The sequence below is a fragment of the Alcanivorax sp. UBA3183 genome (assembly GCF_002364155.1).
Taxonomy (GTDB): Bacteria; Pseudomonadota; Gammaproteobacteria; order Pseudomonadales; family Alcanivoracaceae; genus Alcanivorax; species Alcanivorax jadensis.
This window is the reverse complement of the sequence record NZ_DEXN01000043.1, coordinates 17,544-36,129: the sequence shown is the minus strand read 5'-3', so window position 1 is coordinate 36,129 and position 18,586 is coordinate 17,544. Positions and strand designations below refer to the sequence as shown.

Genomic DNA, 18,586 nt, shown 5'->3' with positions numbered 1-18,586 from the left:
GCGATGACGGTTGTCGCCACTCCGGGGGTGCAGTCTAGCGCGTGTGGTAAACAAGTCCAGACCAGGTGTTTCCTTTTTGCCTTCCCGGGTGGGCGGGTCTGCCCGCCGGGCGGCAATGAAAAAGCCCGCCGGTGGCGGGCTTTTTCAGTGATCCTTACGGATCAGGCCTTGGGGCCGGCAGCACGGATCTCGTCGGACACGTCCGCATACTTCTCGGCAAAGTTCTTTTCGAACTGTTCTGCCAGATCGCGGGCGCGGGCCTCGTAGTTTTCCGGGTTGGCCCAGGTGTTCTTGGGCTGCAGCAGCTGGCTGTCCACACCGGGAACGGCTTTCGGCACGTCCAGGTTGATGATATCCAGGTGCTCGGTTTCGGCGTTGTCCAGGTCGCCGGAGAGGATCGCGTTCACCACGCCACGGGTAGTGGGGATGCTGAAACGCTCGCCTTCGCCGAAGGGGCCGCCGGTCCAGCCGGTATTCACCAGGAACACGGTGGAGCCGAAATCTTCCATCCGCTTGATCAGCAGCTCGGCGTATTCGCCGGCGCGACGGGGGAAGAAGGGGGCGCCGAAGCAGGTGGAGAAGGTGCTCTTGATGCCGCCACCGGAACCCATTTCGGTGGAGCCGACCAGCGCGGTGTAGCCGCTCAGGAAGTGGTAGGCCGCCGCTTCCTTGGACAGCTTGGATACCGGCGGAAGCACACCGGTCAGGTCGCAGGTCAGGAAGATGATGTGCTTGGGCTCGCCGGCACGGTTGGCTTCTACCTTCTTGTCGATGTTTTCCAGCGGGTAGGCGGCGCGGGTGTTCTGGGTCAGGGACACGTCGGTGTAGTCGGCGGTGCGGCTTTCGTCATTGATGATGACGTTTTCCAGTACCGCGCCGAACTTGATGGCATCCCAGATCACCGGCTCGTTTTTCTGGCTCAGGTCGATGCACTTGGCGTAGCAACCGCCTTCGATGTTGAACACCACATCCTTGCCCCAGCCGTGCTCGTCGTCACCGATCAGGTAACGGTTCGGATCGGCGGACAGGGTGGTCTTACCGGTGCCGGACAGGCCGAAGAACAGGGCCACGTCGCCATCGTCGCCCACGTTGGCAGAGCAATGCATGGGCAGTACGTCTTTTTCCGGCAGCAGGAAGTTCTGCACGGAGAACATGGCTTTCTTCATTTCACCGGCGTAACGCATGCCGGCGATCAGTACCTTGCGCTGGGCAAAATTGAGGATCACACAGCCATCGGAATTGGTGCCGTCACGCTCCGGCTCACACTGGAAGTGCGGGGCGTGCAGGATCTGCCATTCTTCCTTGCTGCGCGGATTGTACTTTTCCGGGCGGATGAACATGGTGTTGGCGAACAGGTTGTGCCACGCGGTCTGCGCGGTCACTTTCACTGCCAGGTAATGGTCCGCATCGGCACCCACGTGCAGGTGGGAAACAAAGGCATCAGCGTCGGCAACGGCAACGCTGACACGATCCCACAGGGCATCGAACTTGTCGGCGGGGAAGGCACGGTTAATAGCACCCCAGTGGATGTGCTCGCTGGTGCTGGGCTCGTCAACGATGTAGCGGTCCATGGGGGAGCGGCCGGTGCGATGACCGGTTTCCACTACCAGGGCGCCGGTGTCGGACAGGCGGCCTTCGTTGCGCTGAACAGCCAGCTCTACCAGCTGGGCCGGGCTGAGGTCGTTATAAACAATCGGGTCGGTCATGGTCATTCCTGGGCTTGTGGCCGTGCCGTTTCAGCGTGTATGGGCGCCGAAACTCTGGTTCGCATTGCGGATAACAGTGCCGGTCTCGTGCCCGTTACTGCCACCGGGCAAGACCAAAGGGGACCGGGGGATGAAACCTCCAGTCAGCACAGGCGCGCGATTATGCCAGAAAAGGAAATCAGTGGCGATTCCCCCTTGGACCGGGCGGTCACGGCAGCACGGCCAAGTTAACAGTTAATAGTGGACAGTTGACAGCTACGCGGGTTAGCCGTGACACACATTTAACCGCAAGAGGCCGCGCTCAAGGTTCGAGCGCGGCCTCTTGCACTTCAGAAACTGATACGCCGGACCGCGACGCTGTCAACTGTCCACTATCAACTGTCAACTACTCTCCCGGATCATCTCCGCCAGATCCACCGCATCAAAGCGTTCCCGGTTGCGGCAGAAGTCGCAGGTCAGGGTCACTTCGCCGTCTTCGTCGAGCAGGGTCTGCAATTCGTTGCTTCCCAGGGAGATCAGGGCATTGCGGTTGCGGTCCCGGGAGCAGGTGCAGCCGAACTGCAGGGCCTGGGCGTCGGGCAGCTGTGGTGGGGTGTCGTGGAATAGCCGGTGGAGGATGGTCTGATCGTCCAGGTTGAGTAGCTCTTCCATTTTCAGGGTGCCGGCCAGAGCTTCCAGGTGCTCCCACATCTGTGTGTTGGCGTCGCTGCTGGCCAGCTGGTTGGGCAGCCGTTGCAGTAGCAGGCCGGCGGCCCGGTTATTGCCGCTGGCCAGCCACAGGCGGGTGGGGAGTTGTTCGGATTGGTGGAAGTAGGCTTCCAGACACTGGGCCAGGGAGTCCCCGGCCAGGGGGACGATGCCCTGATACTGGCGGCCCTGCTCCGGGATGATGGTGATCACCATGTTGCCGTCGCCGATCAGGGTCTGGATGTCGCCATGGCTCCAGTCCTGGCCGTCGCTGTGGCGGGCCAGGGCGCGCAACTCGCCCTCGTTGGTGCACTCGGCCAGCAGCAGGGACACCGGGCCCTTGCCCTGGGCCTGCAATGCCAGGCGGCCCTTGAATTTCAGGGTGCTGGCCAGCAGTGCCACGGCGGCTACCGCCTCGCCGATCAGCCCCTGTACTGCCAGCGGGTAGTTATGCCCTTCAATAATACGGGTGACGCTGCTTTCCACCTGCACCAGTTCGCCGCGGATATCGGAGTCAGGGAACAGAAAGCGTTGTTTGTGATCTTGCATGGTCGTGTCCTGAGGGCTGTTGCTGTCTTCGCGATGCCTTTATGGGGGCGCGATAGCGGTTATTCCAGGTTGTCTCTCTTGAAGCGCTGGATATCCCGGCGTTCCTTCTTGCTGGGCTTGTGGTCCGGTGCGGCGGCGGCCGCCCGTGCCAGCTTGCGTTGCTCGCTGCTCTGTTCCCGGCGGCTGCGGCTTTGTTCGGTTTCCTGATAGAGGGTCTGGGCCACGCTGGCGGGGCCGCGCTTGCTACTCAGGCCTTCTACTATTACCTCGAAATGTTCGGTGCCCTTGGTAATGGCAATGGTCTGGCCGGGTTGCACATTCTTGCTGGGCTTGGCCTTGCTGCCATCAATCTGCACCTTGCCGCCTTCGATGGCGGCCTTGGCCAGGCTGCGGGTCTTGAAGAAACGGGTCGCCCACAGCCAGGAGTCGATACGAACGGTCTCGCTCACGGCATTTCTCTCATGGTAAGACCCGCAGAAAATCGTCGATGGCCGGGAACGGATGGGTATGGTCCCGCTTGGGCAGGCTGGAATCCGGGTGCAGGATGCTGACCGGCTGGCCGATCCCGTAGAGCTGGGCACTGTGCAGCACCGGCAGGGAGTCATCCACCAGCAGGGCGCGGGCCGGGTCAAAGGGCAGGTGGCGTTGCAGGTGCTGCCAGAAGGACTGGGCTTCCTTGGCGTGGCCATAATCGTGGCTGGAGACGATTTCATCGAAATAGCGGTCGATGCCGGTACGCTCTACCTTCAAGTCCAGGGCATCACGATGGGCGTTGGTGACCATGATGACCTGTTTGTCAGACTCCTTCAGCGCCTGCAGAAACGTGTCCGCGCCGGGTCGCACGGCAATGCGATCGCCGGCTTCCCGTTTCAGGCTGGCGATTTCCAGGCCCAGCTCCGCGGTCCAGAAATCCAGGCAATACCAGTTGAGGGTGCCCAGATGGCTGGTGATCCAGTCGTGGATGATGCGGTCGGCCTCGGCCCGATCCAGCCCTTGTTGGCGGGCGTAGCACTCGGGGACATGTTTTTGCCAGAACCAGTTATCGAACTCCAGGTCGAGCAAGGTGCCGTCCATATCCAGTAGCACGGTGTCGACGGATTGCCAGTCAATCATGAATTTCCTGCGTATTCGGGTTAGTCTTCGGCCTCAAGGAGCTTCTGAGTAACTCCCTACAATCATTGCCGCGAGATCTGACGCTGATTATGGATGAGAAACCGGAGATTCTCGACACCCGACTGGTCGCAAAAAGCCGCCTGTTCGGAATCGAAGAGCTGCACCTGCGTTTTCGCAACGGGGTGGAGCGGACCTATGAGCGCCTGCGCACCCCGCCCATTGCGGCGGTAATGATGGTGCCGTTGCTGGATGACGACACCGTGGTAATGATCCGCGAGTATGGCGCCGGCACCGAAAGTTACGAACTGACCCTGCCCAAGGGCGCCTACGAACACGGCGAGGACTGGCGTGACGCAGCTAACCGGGAATTGAAGGAAGAGGCCGGTTATGGCGCCCGTCACCTTACCTTGATGAAGGACATGACCCTGTCGCCAGGTTATATGGGGCACCGCATCAAGGTGGTGTTGGCGGAAGACCTGTATGAAGAGTCCCTGCCCGGGGATGAGCCGGAAGAACTGGAAGTGCTCACCTGGAAACTGTCCGACCTGGACCGTTTGATTGAGCGGGACGACGTGACGGAAGCCCGGGTGATCGCCGCGTTGCTGATGGCGAAGCGGTTGCTGGAGCAACGTCGATAATTGATCTGTAGGAGCGGCGCCTGAGCCGCGATCCTCGCCTCAGGCGAGGAAATCTATCGCATATGGATGCGATTTTCCGGACTTCGCAGCCCTGTTCGAGGCTCATACTCGCAGAGCACAGAGGGCGCCGCTCCTACAGGTGGCAAAATCTGAATCACAGGAAAAACGAAATGACCGACTTTAATACCCTGCTGGAACCGCTCGCCGAGATCGCCCGTGAAGCGGGCAAGGCTATTCTCACTGTGTATGAGCGTGACGACCTGGGGGTGGAAACCAAGGACGACAAGTCGCCGATTACCGAAGCGGATATGGCGGCGCACAAGATTATCGAAGCGCGCCTGCAGGCGCTGACCCCGGAGATCCCTGTGTTTTCCGAAGAGTCCGGTGGCATTGCCTACGCGGATCGCAAGGACTGGCCCCGTTTCTGGCTAGTGGACCCGCTGGATGGCACCAAGGAATTTATCAAGCGCAATGGCGAGTTCACCGTCAACATCGCTCTGGTGGAAGGGGATACCCCGGTGCTGGGCGTCGTGCATGTGCCGGTAACGGCAGTGACCTACCTGGGTGGCCGCGGTGTGGGTGCTTATAAAGAGGAAGGCGGTGAGCGCAAACCAATCCAGTGCCGTGCCCGTACCGCCCCGGTGGTCATGGTGGCCAGCCGCAGCCATGGCGGTGAAGCGGTGGAAAAGCTGGAAGCCTTTATTCGCGAAGAAGTCGGTGACGTGGAGCGTGCCTCCATGGGCTCGTCCCTGAAGTTGTGTCTGGTAGCCGAAGGCAGTGCCGACATCTACCCCCGTCTGGCGCCCACCTCTGAATGGGACACTGCTGCTGCGCATGCGGTGGTAACGGCTGCTGGTGGCGTTGTGGTCAATACCGCGTTCGAGCCATTGCAGTATAACAAGGAAGACATCCTCAATCCTCACTTCCTGGTGCTGGGGCAGAGCATTGAGGAATGGCGCTTTATCGCCCCGGCGATTGCCGGGTAAGGCGTATTCACCACAGAGGACACAGAGTTCACCGAGGGAAAACAGAACCTGTGTTGATAGGCGTTAACTCCGTGTTCTCTGTGTCCTCTGTGGTAAGAAAAAACAAGGAGTTTCCATGAGCAAAATGCATGAGCTGCGATTTGTTAGCGACGGCCAGTCCTGCCGGGGAGATCTATATCTTCCCAAAGGCGACGGCCCCTTCCTGACCGTGGTCATGGGCCACGGTTTTGGTCTCACCAAGGCCTGTGGGCTGGAGCCATTTCGGGATGCCTTTTTGCAAGCCGGCTACGCGGTGTTCCAGTTTGACTACCGGCACTTCGGTGAAAGTGAAGGCATGCCCCGTCAGGTGTTGCTGCCCAACCGGGAAGTGGCGGACTGGCAGGCGGCGCTGGCCTGTGTGCGCAAGCAGGAGCAAGTGGATAACCAGCGCATCGTGTTGTGGGGGACCTCCTTTGGCGGCGGTCTGGTCACCGCCGTGGCGGCCCGGGAACCGGACGTAGCCGGTATCATTGCCCAGTGTCCGATGATGGATGGCCTGGCCTCGGTGGAGGAAGTAGTGCGTTACGCGGGGGTCGGCCAGGCGGTGAAAATGACCGGTCTGGGTCTCTGGGATATGACCAGCAGCCTGCTGGGGATGGGGCCGCGCATGTTGCCCTCTGCCGGCAAGCCCGGCGAGTTGGCGGCCATGTCCAGTCATGATGCCTACGATGGTTATACCGCGCTGATGCCGGAGGGTGTGCCCAATGAAGTAGCGGCTCGTATCGGCCTGGTGCTGCCCTTGTTTCGCCCTGTGACGCAGGCGGCCAAGGTGGCCTGCCCGGCGCTGGTGCTGATCTGTGAAACCGATACCGTGGCGCCGGCTTCAGCCGCAGAAAAGGCCGCTGCGGCCATGGCGAAAGCGACAGTGAAGCGCTATCCGATTGGTCATTTCGATATCTATCAGGGCGAGGCCAGGGATATCAGTGTGGCGGATCAGCTGGAATTTCTTCAGGGTTTGTAGCGTGGGCAAGTTTCAAGTTGCAACGCGCCATACCTTTGCCCTTGATTTCAAACGCATGAGGCCGCGCTCCAGTCATTGGGCGCGGCCTCATGCGTAGCGGCTGACAGCAGCGCTGATCCGCGTTGAAACTTTCAACTTGTCACTTGCGACTCTCAGAACGGCAGTAAGGCCACCAGATCCAGCGTCAGTTGATCTGCGGCAACCAGCGCGCCGGTGGCGATCATGCTCAGGTTGATGCAGGGCAGTATCAGGCCAACGGCGAACAGGTTGACCATGCCGGGCTGGCGGATGCGACCGCTCCATAACAGCAGGCTGATAATGGTGGCGCAGGAAATCGGTATCCATAGCCAGGGGTGAGAGGCGAACGTATCCCCGAAGGCAGTCAGATCGAACATGCCGGAACCCTTATAATTATAGTGTGTAATCCATCCCCGTAAGCGCCTTTCCCCTATGGCGCGCAGGCAGTATGCAGAAGTGGGCAGGGCAGCAATGTGTATGAGGTCACAAATCGGTGATGGCACGATGATATTGGATCGTCCGTACCACTTTATTATGAAAATCAGCGAGTAATAGCTGGTCGCCAACCCCATGGCCGCCATGTGGGTAGACAGGCGGTCAGGGAAAGTAGATCCAGTGTTAATGCTGGTTGCGCCACACCTGCCGTCCCTAGCGGCACTTTTCCCCGTCTCCAGGGCCAATTAACGGCCTGTTTTGGCCTTTTCTCATACCCGCCAGTACGGCTATTCTGTCTGTCAGTTAACGGTGCCATTGAATGATGTCAATGTTTTGCACTGCCGAGACCAGGCGGCCCAAGGGCTGGAGGTAAAAGAGAATGTCTAATAACCACGTTGATGTATTGATTATTGGTGCCGGCCTTTCCGGTATCGGGGCAGCTTGCCACCTGACCCGCAAGAGCCCGAATCGTAGCTATGCCATTATCGAGCGCCGCGAACGCATTGGCGGCACCTGGGATCTGTTCAAGTACCCGGGTATCCGTTCCGATTCCGACATGTTCACCCTGGGTTACAGCTTCCGTCCCTGGACCGAGCCCAAGGTGCTTGCTGATGGCAACTCTATTCGCCAGTACGTGGAAGACACGGCGGAAGAGTACGGGGTGAAAAAACATATCCGCTTTGGTCGCAAGGTGATCAAGGCGAACTGGTCCAGTGCTGATAATCACTGGGCAGTGGAAACCACCAACGAGAAAACCGGCGAGCAGGAAACCTTTACCGCCAATTTCCTGTTCTCCTGCAGTGGTTATTACAACTACGACGAAGGCTACAAGCCGGATTTCCCCGGTGAGAAAGACTTCAAGGGCCAGGTGGTTCATCCCCAGCACTGGCCGGAAAACCTGGACTATAAAGGCAAGAAAGTCGTGGTGATCGGTTCCGGCGCCACCGCCGTAACCCTGGTCCCGGCCATGGCCAAAGAGGGCGCCCAGGTCACCATGCTGCAGCGCTCCCCGACCTATATTGCCACCGTGCCGGAAGTGGACCCGATCTCCGTGGGTATGCGCCGTTTTATGCCCGAGATGATGGTCTATCGTTTGGCTCGCGCCCGTAACATTGGTATCCAGCGCCTGGTGTACAAGCTGTCCAAGCAGCGCCCGAAACTGGTGCGGCGAGCTCTGTTGGCGGCGGCGAAGCGTCAGCTTGGCGATGATGTGGATATGACCCATTTCCGCCCCAGCTATAACCCCTGGGATCAGCGTCTGTGTGCGGTGCCCAATGGTGACCTGTTCAAGACCGTTCGCCGGGGTGAGGCCGATATCGTTACCGATCATATCGAGCGTTTCACTGAGAACGGTATTCTGCTCAAGTCCGGTCAGGAGCTGGAGGCGGACATTATTATCACCGCCACCGGTCTCAATGTTCAGATGCTTGGCGGGGTGGAAGGGACCATCGACGGCAAGGCCGTAGAGCCCCGCGAGTCGCTGGTCTACAAAGGCATGATGCTGCGTGATGTGCCGAACATGGCGCTGGTCTTCGGCTACACCAACTCTTCCTGGACCCTGAAAGCGGACCTGGTCTGCGAGTATGTGTGCCGCCTGCTTAACCACATGGAAAAAACCGGCGCCCAGACCGTGATTCCCCGTGACAACGAAGATTGCATCACCGATGAAAACTTCCTGGGTTTGCAGTCGGGCTATGTCATGCGTGCGGACGATCGTCTGCCCCGACAGGGCTCCAAGCAGCCATGGATGGTCGTGCAGAATTACCTGGTAGATCTGCCGAAGCTGCGTTTCGGCGCCATTGATGATGGTGTGCTGGAGTTCAGCAATTTCCAGCCAGTGAAAAAGAAAGGGCTGGTTGCATCGGTGCTTGGCTCCGTTACAGGCTGAAGCGAGCGGTAAACCACAACGCGGCAAGACGTGTTGTGGCTGCAAACCAGAGAGGCCGTGCCCGGGGATCGGGCGCGGCCTCTTTGGTTTCAGTCCTCTGCTTTTTTCTGACGCGTTGTTGCTTGCCGCTTTTTACTTCCAGGGCAGCTGATCCATCCGCTGGCGAGCGCTGCTGTATTCCTGCTTGAGTCGCTCGATCAATTCACTGGCCGGACCGATTTTCTTGATGGCGCCGATACCCTGGCCGCTGCCCCAGATATCTTTCCAGGCTTTTGAGCTGCCGTCGCCGAAATCCATCTTGGATGGGTCGCTTTCCGGCAGGTCGTTCGGGTCCAGCCCGGCCGCTTCGATGGAGCTGCGCAGGTAGTTGCCGTGAACGCCGGTAAAGAGGTTGGAATAGATGATGTCGCTGGCACTGCTGTCGACGATGGACTGCTTGTAGCGTTCGTCCGCGTTGGCTTCGTCGGTGGCAATAAAGGCGGAGCCGATATAGGCCAGGTCCGCACCCATGGCCTGGGCGCCGAGAATGGCGTCACCCTTGGCGATGGAGCCGGACAGCAGCACGGGGCCGTCAAACCATTCGCGGATCTCCTGCACCAGGGCAAATGGCGACTGGGTACCTGCGTGGCCACCGGCACCGGCGGCCACAGCGATCAGGCCGTCGGCGCCTTTTTCGATGGCCTTCTTGGCGAAGAAATTGTTGATGATGTCGTGAAATACCAGGCCGCCGTAGCTGTGAATCGCCTCGTTCACGTCCACCCGGGCGCCGAGTGAGGTGATCACGATGGGCACCTTGTACTTCACACACATTTCCAGATCGTGTTCCAGCCGGTTGTTTGACTTGTGCACGATCTGGTTGACCGCAAAGGGCGCTGCCGGCTGGTCCGGGTTGGCCTGGTTCCAGGCGTCCAGCTCTTCGGTGATTCGCTCCAGCCATACTTCCAGCTCTTCTGCCGGGCGGGCGTTGAGTGCCGGGAAAGAGCCGACGATGCCCGCCTTACACTGGGCGATGACCAGATCCGGGTTGGAGACGATAAACATGGGGGAAGCAACAGCTGGCAGACGCAGCCGCTCTTGCAGGGACGCGGGTAGCGACATGGTAACTCCTTGTTCTGGGTGAGGGCGCCATGGCGGGCGCCTGCAGGAGAGAAATTACACCTGAAAAGAGCGGCAATTGCGATGGTTGGATACGACGTTCATGCTGATTCAGACGCTGCCTAGCGAATCGTGGGGGCTTTCAGAAAAGCCAGTAGGCGAGATGGAAAGCCTGCTGAGCGCAGCAAAGGCCGCACGTGCATCAGGTCCTGGTGAATGTCCTGAACATTATCTGTCAGGCTGTCCACTTGCCGGGTGATGCCGTCTACCCGGTGAGACAGCCCCCTGACCTGATCAGGCAAAGCGTCCATGCGTTCAATAATTCGCATGATGCGGTGAGCCATGATCAAGTATTCCAGAGCGGCACGTACTACCGCCACTATCACCAGCAGTAGCAGGGGGGCTACCGCTGAGGCGATTAGCCCAACCGGTGTGGATATCCAGAAGCAGGCGGCGGCGGTGCCGGCCACAGCCACGGCCGCTCCGCCTACCAGTAGGAGATAGAAGAGCGGCAGTAGGCGCATGGTGAGGTAGTGCTCGAAACGCCAATCCGCCAGATTGGGAACGAGTGAAGGCGGTCGCTGCAAACGTTGGTCCGGTTTCATGATGAATTCCCTTTTGTTGTAATGGAATTCAGTCTAGAACCGTAGATTCTTGGCACAATCACCGCAGCGCCGCCCCCTCATGCGGTGAGGTGATTACAGTGTTTACTTGTCGCCGCCGTTTTCCTTGCTGTCGCCCTTGCGCAGTGATTCGATAAAACGTCCCGGCAGCCCTGCAGAACGCAGCAGCGGACGCAGTTGCATCAGCATTTCGTGCAGGTCGATGACGTGCTCGTTGAGGGCATCCACTTTGTTATCCAGGCTTTCCACACGCTCGGGCAGGGGGCGCATGCTTTCGACAATGCTCATGGTGCGGTGGGCCATGACCAGATATTCCAGGGCAGCCCGGACGATGGCGATCATCACCAGCAGGATCAGGGGGGAGAGGGTGGCGGTGGCCAAACCAAACCATAACGAACTGGAAAAGCTGGCAGCCACAAAAAAGCCCACCAGCAATACCGCGCCAATAATCATCAGCAGGTAGAGCAATGGCAGCAACTGCATGGACAGGTAGCGATTAAACTGCCAGTCCACCATTTGCAGGACTTTTGATTGGTTCAGCTTTTCCTTGTTGAACATAGATACCCCGATGACGATTCATTTGCTTCATTGTTGCCGGGCTACCGGGCTTTTCCTACCCATAGATTGTAATGCTCTGTTATATGGAAAAGCCTCTATGGCCGCTCCATAGGGGAGCGAATACTAGGCAAATCGTGGCCTATCGTGCGGCCTAAATCCGAACGCTGTGCTCGGTTTTGGCGATGAGCGAGGGGTGGGCTGCCCGGGTTGTGGAAAGCAGGCTTGGAGAGGGGCAGGTGATGGCGTTTTCAGATGCCCCCGGGCAATTGGAGTTTAACTATTAAAAACAAAGAGTTGCATTTCCTTTTGGGGGTTTTTAGGCCCGTTGTTATACCTTCTGACGGACATGGCTGAATAATGACAGCAGGCATGACAGAGGAAGGTTGAACCGAGTTGAACCCGAACAAGCATTCGCTTTATTGTGTCGCTCGTCAATGTAACAGTAGTGCGCGCCCAACTAACGTCAATGGCGCGCAACTTTATCGGCTTTGCCCTTATTGGACAGGTGACCTAATGACGACTGCAACGATTCATCAATACGTGTCGAAAACCGCTCAGAAACGGCCTGAGATGCCGATTCGCCACATGGATTTTCAGTTCGATGCCAAGCAACTGGACGATACCTTCTTTAGGAACACGGAGCTGGCATCGGCGTATTTCGAAGCCCTGTCCATCTTTCTGACCTTTGGCGAAGATCTGGTGATCGACACCGCCCGTTACCACCGTCAGTTTGTGAAAGATCCGGAGCTCAAGCGTCTGGTAACCGCCCTGATCGGTCAGGAAGCCATTCACTCCAAGATGCACAACGAGTTCAACGAGGTACTGGCCCAGCATCGTTATCCGGTAGGCCTGTATCGCTATCTTGCCGACAAGGTGTTCGAGCACGGCTTCAAGAAACTGTCCAACCGCATGCAGCTGTCATTGATGGCAGGCATTGAGCATTTCACTGCGGTGATGGCGGAATACATGATGAAGAACGAAGACATCTTCTATGAATCCCTGGACGAGAAGCAGCGGGCCCTGTGGATGTGGCACATGCTGGAAGAGTCGGAGCATAAGGATGTTGCCTACGACGTGTTCCAGGAATTGTCCGGTGATTATTATCTGCGCATGCGTGGTTTTGCCCTGGCGGCCTTCACTATCACTTTCCTGATTCCGGTTGCGGCGTCGTTGATTCCGGTAATGCGCAAACCGCGTAACTTGCTGAGCCCCAGATACTGGAAAGATGTGAAGCGTAGCCTGGCGGTACTGGCCGGGCCTGAAGAGGGGGTCTTCGGCAGCACCATCAAGCATATTCTCGATTACACCCGTCGGGACTTTCACCCCAGCGACCACGATACCAGTGCCTACCTGGAGTACTACAAGGAAAAGCTGCTGCACCCGAAAACCGGGTTGTTGACGCCGTATCTGACCAAGGAATTCGTACCGGGCAAGCGCGCCTGAACGAACGCTGAATACTCAACCTGAAAAGGTAGAAAATAATGCTGAATATTCTCAAGTTTCGTTCCAGCAAGCCGAGCTATAACGGCTACGCTGTTGTCACCGGTGCTGGCAGTGGTATTGGTCGCAGTTTTGCCCTGGAACTGGCGAGACGAAACAGCGCGGTTGTCTGCGCGGATCTGAAGCTGGAAAGTGCCGAGGAAACCGTGGCGCTGATCGAGAAGGCCGGCGGTAAAGCGTTTGCGGTGGCCTGTGACGTGGGCAAGGCGGCCCAGGTAAAGAAGCTGTCCGAGCAGTCTGAAAAACTGCTGGGCCACCCGGTCACCATGGTCATCAATAATGCCGGTGTGGGCATTGGTGGCAAGTTCGAAGAACTGAGCCTGGAAGACTGGAAATGGGCCATGGATGTGAATCTGTGGGGCGTGGTGCATGGCTGCCACTACTTTGTACCCGGGTTCAAGAAGCAGGGCCGTGGCGCCATTATCAACGTGGCCTCTGCTGCATCCTATACCGCCGCGCCGGAAATGAGTGCCTATAACGTGACCAAGGCCGGCGTGCGGGCGTTGTCCGAAACCCTGTACGCTGAGCTCAAGCGCGACAATATCAATGTCAACGTGCTGTGTCCGACTCTGGTGCCCACCAACATCATCAAGGATGGCCGCATTCCGGCGCGTTATTCCAAGCTGGCCGATCATGCGCTGATGAACTACGCCATGACCACCAGTGATTCCGTGGCCAAGCTGACCCTGAATCGTCTCGACAAGGGTGAGCTGTACACCACGCCCCAGGTGGACGCCAAGTTGTTCTGGATGATGAAGCGTGCCACTCCCAATTTGTACGCGAACCTGCTTGGGTTCTCTTACCGGTTTGTTAAGAATTGATCGAGGAATTTCATCATGGCAGCAGCAAAGAAACGCAAAACCCCTGAGGCCAGGATTTACGACACCTTTATCGTCGGCGCCGGCATTTCCGGCCTATGCGCTGCGATCAAGATGAAAAAAGAGGGCTATCACGATTTCAAGATCATCGAGAAAGCCACCCGCGTCGGCGGTACCTGGCGGGAAAATACCTACCCGGGCTGCGGCTGTGATGTGCCTTCTTCCCTGTACTCCTTTTCCTTTGCCCTGAGCAGCAAGTGGAGCCATCTGTTTGCTCGCCAGCCGGAAATTCTCAGCTACCTGGAAGAGGTCAGTGAAGATTTCGGCATCAAGGAACTGATCGAGTTTGGCACCGAGCTGGAACATGCCGAGTGGGACGAAAGTCGCCACCTGTGGGTGCTGGATACCAAAACCGGTGAGGAAAAAGGCCAGACCCTGGCACGCACGGTTGTCTTCGCCACTGGCCCGATCACCGAAGCCCAGATTCCGTCCCTGCCGGGCCTGGATAGCTTCAAGGGCGAAATGTTCCACTCCGCCCAGTGGAACCATGACTATGATCTGACCGGAAAACGGGTGGCGGTGATCGGCACCGGCGCCTCGGCGATCCAGTTTGTGCCGCAGATCCAGCCCAAGGTCAAAGAGCTGCACGTATTCCAGCGTACCGCGCCCTGGGTACTGCCCAAGCCGGATATGGATCTGGGTGACACCAGCAAGCAGCTGATCGAAAAGCTGCCTATTATTCAGAAAAGCTGGCGCAAGGCGGTGGCTACCTCCCTGAACGTGATCAACTTCGGGCTTCGTAACCCGGCGGCTCTGCAGCCGGTGAGCACGGCTGCCAAGCAATTGTTGCGCGTCCAGGTGAAAGACAAGACCCTGCGCAAGGCGGTGACCCCGGACTTTACCCTGGGCTGCAAGCGTATCCTGTTTGCCAACAACTATTACCCGGCCCTGCAGGCAGACAATGCCAACCTGATTCCCCATGGTCTGGTGGAAGTGGAAGGCAATACCGTGATTGCTGCCAACGGTGAGCGTCACGAGGTGGATGTGATCATTTGGGGTACCGGCTTCGAGGTATCCCATCCCCCCATTGGTCGCAAGGTTATCGACGCGAACGGCGATCGCCTCTCCGACCTGTGGAAAGACACCTCACCAGAGGCCTATCTGGGCGCTACCATGAAGGATGTGCCGAATGCCTTCCTGGTGCTGGGCCCTAATGTGCTGGTGTACGATTCCTTTATCGGCCTGGCGGAAGCCCAGCTGGACTACATCATCGATGGCCTGAAGAAGGTGAAAGAGAAGGGGATTACCCGTTTTGCCATCAAGCCCCAGGTGCTGAGGGCCCACAATGACAAGGTTCAGAAACACCTGAAAACTACGGTGTTCAACAGCGGTGGCTGCAAGAGCTACTACCTGGACCAGAACGGCCGCAACTTTGCCGCCTGGCCCTGGTCGCTGAAGGAACTCAAGAAGCGTTTGAGCCGTTTCAAGGTAGGAGACTACGAAGTGGTCTACCAGAGCGCGGAGAAAAAGAAGGCCGCCTGATGCACATCAGGAACAGGCTTGTTGAATGAGGGGAAGCGCAATGTTTCTCCTCATGCTTTCCGGGCTGCGGCAGCCCTTTTGCCGGATGGATTTACCCTGCGGCTTCCACCTTCTTCTCCACGTAGCTGGCGAGAATGTCCCCGAACACTGTTGCCAGCTCCTCAAAGCTTTGTATCGGATTGTCCTCGGAGAGATGCCTGACCACAGTGAAAATGCCGCCATTAATATAGAAATAAGCCACGGTGGGAATATTCGGCAGTTTAAGCAGCTGCGGATGATGCATCAGGTACTGGGTGAAAAGCTCCATGAGGGCGCTATTGATCGGTGACTGGTAAATCACCATGTCCATGCTGAAGGCGTGGCGGGCGCAGCGCAGGTAGAGCTGATTGTTCTCTTCCAGAAAGTCGCGAAAGCTGAACAGCAATTTCTCGATAGCCTCGCGAATGTCCAGACGCACCAGTTCCGGGATCAGCGGCTTGATCAGGTCAACGGTATCGCTGACAAAGCGCTTGCTGGCCGCATCGATGATGGCGTCCTTGTCTTCGAAATATTCATAGAGTGACCCCACGCCGATTCCGGCCTTCTCTGCGATTTGCCGGGCGGTGATGCCGCTCGGCCCGTGATTGGCAATGGAGATCAGGGCGGCCTGGACAATGGCGTCCACGGTGGCTTTGGAGCGTTGTTGTTTGGGTTTGCGAGCCATCAGGTTATCCGAGTTGAATCCGAACGAGCATTCGCTTTATTGTTACATCAACCAATGTGACAGTAAATAATTTTGTCACCAGTAACGGTGCGCCGGGCAGACCGGGCCCCTCGTTCAACTCGCAGAATAATCCGTAAGGAGTGCATCATGGCTTCCATCGATCTGGACAAAATGCTGACCAAAATCAAAAGCACCCAGTGGGCCCTGTCGGATATCGACTGGGACGCCCCGGGTGCCGAACTGATTACCGAAGAGCAGTGGCCCAAGCTGAAAGATTTCATGGCCGACCTGATGTGGATTGAGCACGTGGGTGCCCGGGCATTTGCCGCCATGGCCAAGAAAGCCCCCACCGATACCCTGCGCCAGATCTACACCTACTTTCATGCGGAAGAACAGCGCCATGCCAATGCCGAGATGGCACTGATGAAGCGCTGGGGCATGCTTGAGGGTGATGAAATTCCCGAGCCCAACATCAATCTGCGTCTGGTGATTGAATGGCTGGATCGTTACAGCGATGACATGCCGGTGTATGTGCTGGGCACGGTGGTGCCGATGTTGGAAATTGCCCTGGACGGTGCCTTGTGTACCTTCCTGCTGGAGACGGTGAAAGATCCGGTTTGCCACCAGGCGTTCGAAAAGATCAACGACGATGAGTCCCGTCATCTGGGCGTCGGCTTCAGTGTGATGGAAATGCAGGGCCGCGGGAAAACCTTTATTGGTGCCACCAAAATGCTGGCACCGTTACTGGATCCGCGTCTGATGCTGGGCATCGCCTCCTATGTGCCGCTGCTCAATAAAATGCGCGACAACATTATTACCATGGGGCTGCCGGAAGAGCGGCTGTATGCGGCCATGGCCAAGTTCGAAAAAATTGGTGGCCGTACCGAAGATGGCCGTCGTAACCCCTGGTTCCAGGTCATTCGCCAGCACGCCAAGCTTGTGGTGAATCGGCGTAACCGTGCCTATCACGTGCCTGTGGATGGCATGGTCAAACTGACCGGTCTGATTCCGCGCCGGGCGCTGCCTGCTGTGCCTTCCTGGGTGAAAGAGCTGACCTACCAGCCCACTGCCTGATATCGCCATGACGGCGCGCCATGTGCACCCGGCACATGGCGCGGCCACCTGATTGCTGAAGAGATTCTGTTATGACTACGTCCTCTGCCTCCCCGAAAAAGGCCCCACGCAAGGCGGCGACCCGCAAACGCTCCGCCACGGGAAAACGCCCGGCGGCAAAGAAAGCACCAGCGGTAAAGCCGGCCGCCGTATTGATTGTGGGGGCGGGCTTTGCCGGCCTGGGGATGGCCATTCGTCTGAAGCAGGCAGGCATCAAGGATATCGTGATTCTGGAGCGAGCCAGTGCGGTGGGCGGCACCTGGCGGGACAATCAGTACCCCGGGGCCGCCTGCGATATTCCCTCCAATCTGTATTCCTATTCGTTTGCGCCCAACCCGAACTGGTCACGGAGCTTCTCGGGCAGCGAGGAAATTCTCGGCTATATCCACCATCTGGTGGCCGAGTTTGGGCTGGAATCGCACATCCGTTTCGAGAAAAATGTGGAAGACCTATCCTTTGATGAAAAGAAAGGCATCTGGACCGCCACCACCGACAAAGGTGAGCAGTTTGCCGGGCGGGCCGCGGTGATGGCTCAAGGCCCCTTGTCCAACTGCAGCTTCCCGGCCATTACCGGCATCGAGGATTTCACGGGCCACAAGATTCACAGCGCCCGCTGGGATCACGAGTACGATTTTACCGGCAAGAAAGTGGCTGTCATCGGTACCGGCGCCAGCGGCATCCAGATTATTCCCGAACTGGTGAAACAGGCGGGCCACGTGAAAGTGTTTCAGCGCACTCCGGGCTGGGTGATGCCGCGCCCGGATTTTGCCACGCCCGCCTGGAACAAGAAGCTGTTTGAAAAACTGCCAGCCAGTCAGCAGGCCATGCGCAATCTTCTCTACTGGACCCATGAGAGCATGGCGCTGGCTGTTATCTGGAAGTCACCGCTGACGCGTATTGCCGAACGGGTGGCGCGCCTGCATCTGCGTCGCCAGGTGAAAGATCGCTGGCTACGTCGCCAGCTGACTCCGGATTTCACCATCGGCTGCAAGCGGGTGCTGGTCTCCAACGACTACTACCCGGCCCTGCAGAAAGATAATGCCAAACTGATCACCTGGCCCATTGCCCGCCTCAGCGAAAAGGGTATCCGGACGGTGGAAGGCATCGAGCATCAGGTGGACTGTATTGTCTTTGCTACTGGTTTCGACGTCAGTCATTCCGGCACGCCGTTCCGGGTGAAAGGCCGTGCCGGCCGGGTGCTGGGGGAAGAGTGGCAGGGCGGAGCCCAGGCCTACAAGAGCATCAATGTGTCCGGTTACCCGAACCTGTTCATGACTTTCGGACCCAACTCGGGACCCGGCCATAACTCGGCGCTGGTGTACATGGAATCCCAGCTCGACTATGCGGTGAAAGGCATCCGGAAAATTATCGAAAACGATCTGAAAATGCTGGACGTGAAAGAAGACGTTCAGCGCCGACACAACAGGGCAATACAAAAGCGCCTGGCCCGAACCAACTGGAACTCCGGCTGCAAAAGCTGGTATCTGACCGAGGATGGCTTCAATGCCACCATGTATCCGGGTTTTGCTACCCAGTACGCGGCCCAGATGTCGGAATTTGAAGAGCGCGATTACGAAGCCGTCTGACCTCCTGGTCTGGTTTCTTCCGGTGAAC

At 58.0% G+C, this 18,586-nt stretch carries 18 protein-coding genes; 9 read left to right on the top strand and 9 right to left on the bottom strand.

What is annotated here, in order from left to right; translation table 11 throughout:
- Positions 1–161 precede the first annotated feature (161 nt).
- From B3Q33_RS13140 to yrfG, 4 genes are all read right to left on the bottom strand, one after another.
- Positions 162–1,706 (bottom strand): phosphoenolpyruvate carboxykinase, encoded by a 1,545-nt coding sequence (locus B3Q33_RS13140; protein WP_035246197.1) that lies wholly within the window; start codon positions 1,704–1,706, stop codon positions 162–164.
- 381 nt (positions 1,707–2,087) lie between these two features.
- Complete coding sequence (hslO, locus tag B3Q33_RS13135; protein ID WP_272962604.1) at positions 2,088–2,942, bottom strand: Hsp33 family molecular chaperone HslO; 855 nt, start codon at positions 2,940–2,942, stop codon at positions 2,088–2,090.
- 59 nt (positions 2,943–3,001) lie between these two features.
- The gene (locus B3Q33_RS13130) at positions 3,002–3,391 is read right to left on the bottom strand and encodes an RNA-binding S4 domain-containing protein (protein WP_035246200.1); all 390 of its coding nucleotides are present in this window, start codon (positions 3,389–3,391) and stop codon (positions 3,002–3,004) included.
- A gap of 10 nt (positions 3,392–3,401) precedes the next feature.
- Entirely contained in the window at positions 3,402–4,055 is a 654-nt protein-coding gene (gene yrfG / locus B3Q33_RS13125; protein WP_035246202.1) for a GMP/IMP nucleotidase, read from the bottom strand.
- Positions 4,056–4,144: 89 nt separating this feature from the next.
- On the opposite strand from yrfG, the gene nudE reads away from it, so the two are divergent.
- The 3 genes from nudE to B3Q33_RS13110 all read left to right on the top strand — a co-directional run bounded on the left by nudE (position 4,145) and on the right by B3Q33_RS13110 (position 6,679).
- Positions 4,145–4,693: an ADP compounds hydrolase NudE gene (nudE, locus tag B3Q33_RS13120; RefSeq protein WP_035246337.1), complete on the top strand. Its 549-nt coding sequence runs from the start codon at positions 4,145–4,147 to the stop codon at positions 4,691–4,693.
- 170 nt (positions 4,694–4,863) lie between these two features.
- Positions 4,864–5,679 carry a 3'(2'),5'-bisphosphate nucleotidase CysQ gene (cysQ, locus tag B3Q33_RS13115; protein ID WP_035246204.1) on the top strand — a complete coding sequence of 272 codons (816 nt, stop codon included), beginning with the start codon at positions 4,864–4,866 and terminating at the stop codon, positions 5,677–5,679.
- A gap of 115 nt (positions 5,680–5,794) precedes the next feature.
- Positions 5,795–6,679, top strand: coding sequence for an alpha/beta hydrolase (locus B3Q33_RS13110; RefSeq protein ID WP_272962605.1), 885 nt, complete (start codon positions 5,795–5,797; stop codon positions 6,677–6,679).
- Positions 6,680–6,831: 152 nt separating this feature from the next.
- Here B3Q33_RS13110 and B3Q33_RS13105 read toward each other — a convergent pair whose 3' ends face one another.
- Entirely contained in the window at positions 6,832–7,074 is a 243-nt protein-coding gene (locus tag B3Q33_RS13105) for a hypothetical protein (protein WP_035246207.1), read from the bottom strand.
- Between the two features lie 437 nt (positions 7,075–7,511).
- Here B3Q33_RS13105 and B3Q33_RS13100 point away from each other — a divergent pair, with 437 nt between their 5' ends.
- Positions 7,512–9,020 carry a flavin-containing monooxygenase gene (locus tag B3Q33_RS13100; protein ID WP_035246210.1) on the top strand — a complete coding sequence of 503 codons (1,509 nt, stop codon included), beginning with the start codon at positions 7,512–7,514 and terminating at the stop codon, positions 9,018–9,020.
- A gap of 132 nt (positions 9,021–9,152) precedes the next feature.
- Here the strand turns inward: B3Q33_RS13100 and B3Q33_RS13095 are convergent, their stop codons facing one another.
- The 3 genes from B3Q33_RS13095 to B3Q33_RS13085 all read right to left on the bottom strand — a co-directional run bounded on the left by B3Q33_RS13095 (position 9,153) and on the right by B3Q33_RS13085 (position 11,296).
- Positions 9,153–10,118, bottom strand: a complete 966-nt coding sequence (locus tag B3Q33_RS13095; protein WP_272962606.1) for an NAD(P)H-dependent flavin oxidoreductase — start codon at positions 10,116–10,118, stop codon at positions 9,153–9,155.
- Between the two features lie 119 nt (positions 10,119–10,237).
- Complete coding sequence (locus B3Q33_RS13090) at positions 10,238–10,720, bottom strand: DUF4282 domain-containing protein (RefSeq protein WP_272962607.1); 483 nt, start codon at positions 10,718–10,720, stop codon at positions 10,238–10,240.
- A gap of 102 nt (positions 10,721–10,822) precedes the next feature.
- Positions 10,823–11,296 (bottom strand): DUF4282 domain-containing protein, encoded by a 474-nt coding sequence (locus B3Q33_RS13085; protein WP_272962608.1) that lies wholly within the window; start codon positions 11,294–11,296, stop codon positions 10,823–10,825.
- Positions 11,297–11,809: 513 nt separating this feature from the next.
- Here B3Q33_RS13085 and B3Q33_RS13080 point away from each other — a divergent pair.
- Genes B3Q33_RS13080 through B3Q33_RS13070 form a run of 3 tightly spaced genes read left to right on the top strand, consistent with a single transcriptional unit; the run spans position 11,810 to position 15,156 of the window.
- Positions 11,810–12,739 carry a metal-dependent hydrolase gene (locus tag B3Q33_RS13080; protein WP_272962609.1) on the top strand — a complete coding sequence of 310 codons (930 nt, stop codon included), beginning with the start codon at positions 11,810–11,812 and terminating at the stop codon, positions 12,737–12,739.
- A gap of 38 nt (positions 12,740–12,777) precedes the next feature.
- A complete protein-coding gene (locus B3Q33_RS13075; RefSeq protein ID WP_272962610.1) occupies positions 12,778–13,617 on the top strand; it encodes an SDR family NAD(P)-dependent oxidoreductase in 840 nt (279 codons plus the stop codon).
- Between the two features lie 15 nt (positions 13,618–13,632).
- A complete protein-coding gene (locus tag B3Q33_RS13070; protein WP_272962611.1) occupies positions 13,633–15,156 on the top strand; it encodes a flavin-containing monooxygenase in 1,524 nt (507 codons plus the stop codon).
- A gap of 91 nt (positions 15,157–15,247) precedes the next feature.
- On the opposite strand, the gene B3Q33_RS13065 is transcribed toward B3Q33_RS13070, so the two are convergent.
- Complete coding sequence (locus tag B3Q33_RS13065) at positions 15,248–15,859, bottom strand: TetR/AcrR family transcriptional regulator (protein ID WP_272962612.1); 612 nt, start codon at positions 15,857–15,859, stop codon at positions 15,248–15,250.
- Positions 15,860–16,006: 147 nt separating this feature from the next.
- Here B3Q33_RS13065 and B3Q33_RS13060 point away from each other — a divergent pair, with 147 nt between their 5' ends.
- Positions 16,007–16,933: a reductase gene (locus B3Q33_RS13060; protein WP_035246221.1), complete on the top strand. Its 927-nt coding sequence runs from the start codon at positions 16,007–16,009 to the stop codon at positions 16,931–16,933.
- Positions 16,934–17,004: 71 nt separating this feature from the next.
- Positions 17,005–18,558, top strand: coding sequence for a flavin-containing monooxygenase (locus B3Q33_RS13055; protein ID WP_273010170.1), 1,554 nt, complete (start codon positions 17,005–17,007; stop codon positions 18,556–18,558).
- The last annotated feature ends 28 nt before the right edge of the window (positions 18,559–18,586 follow it).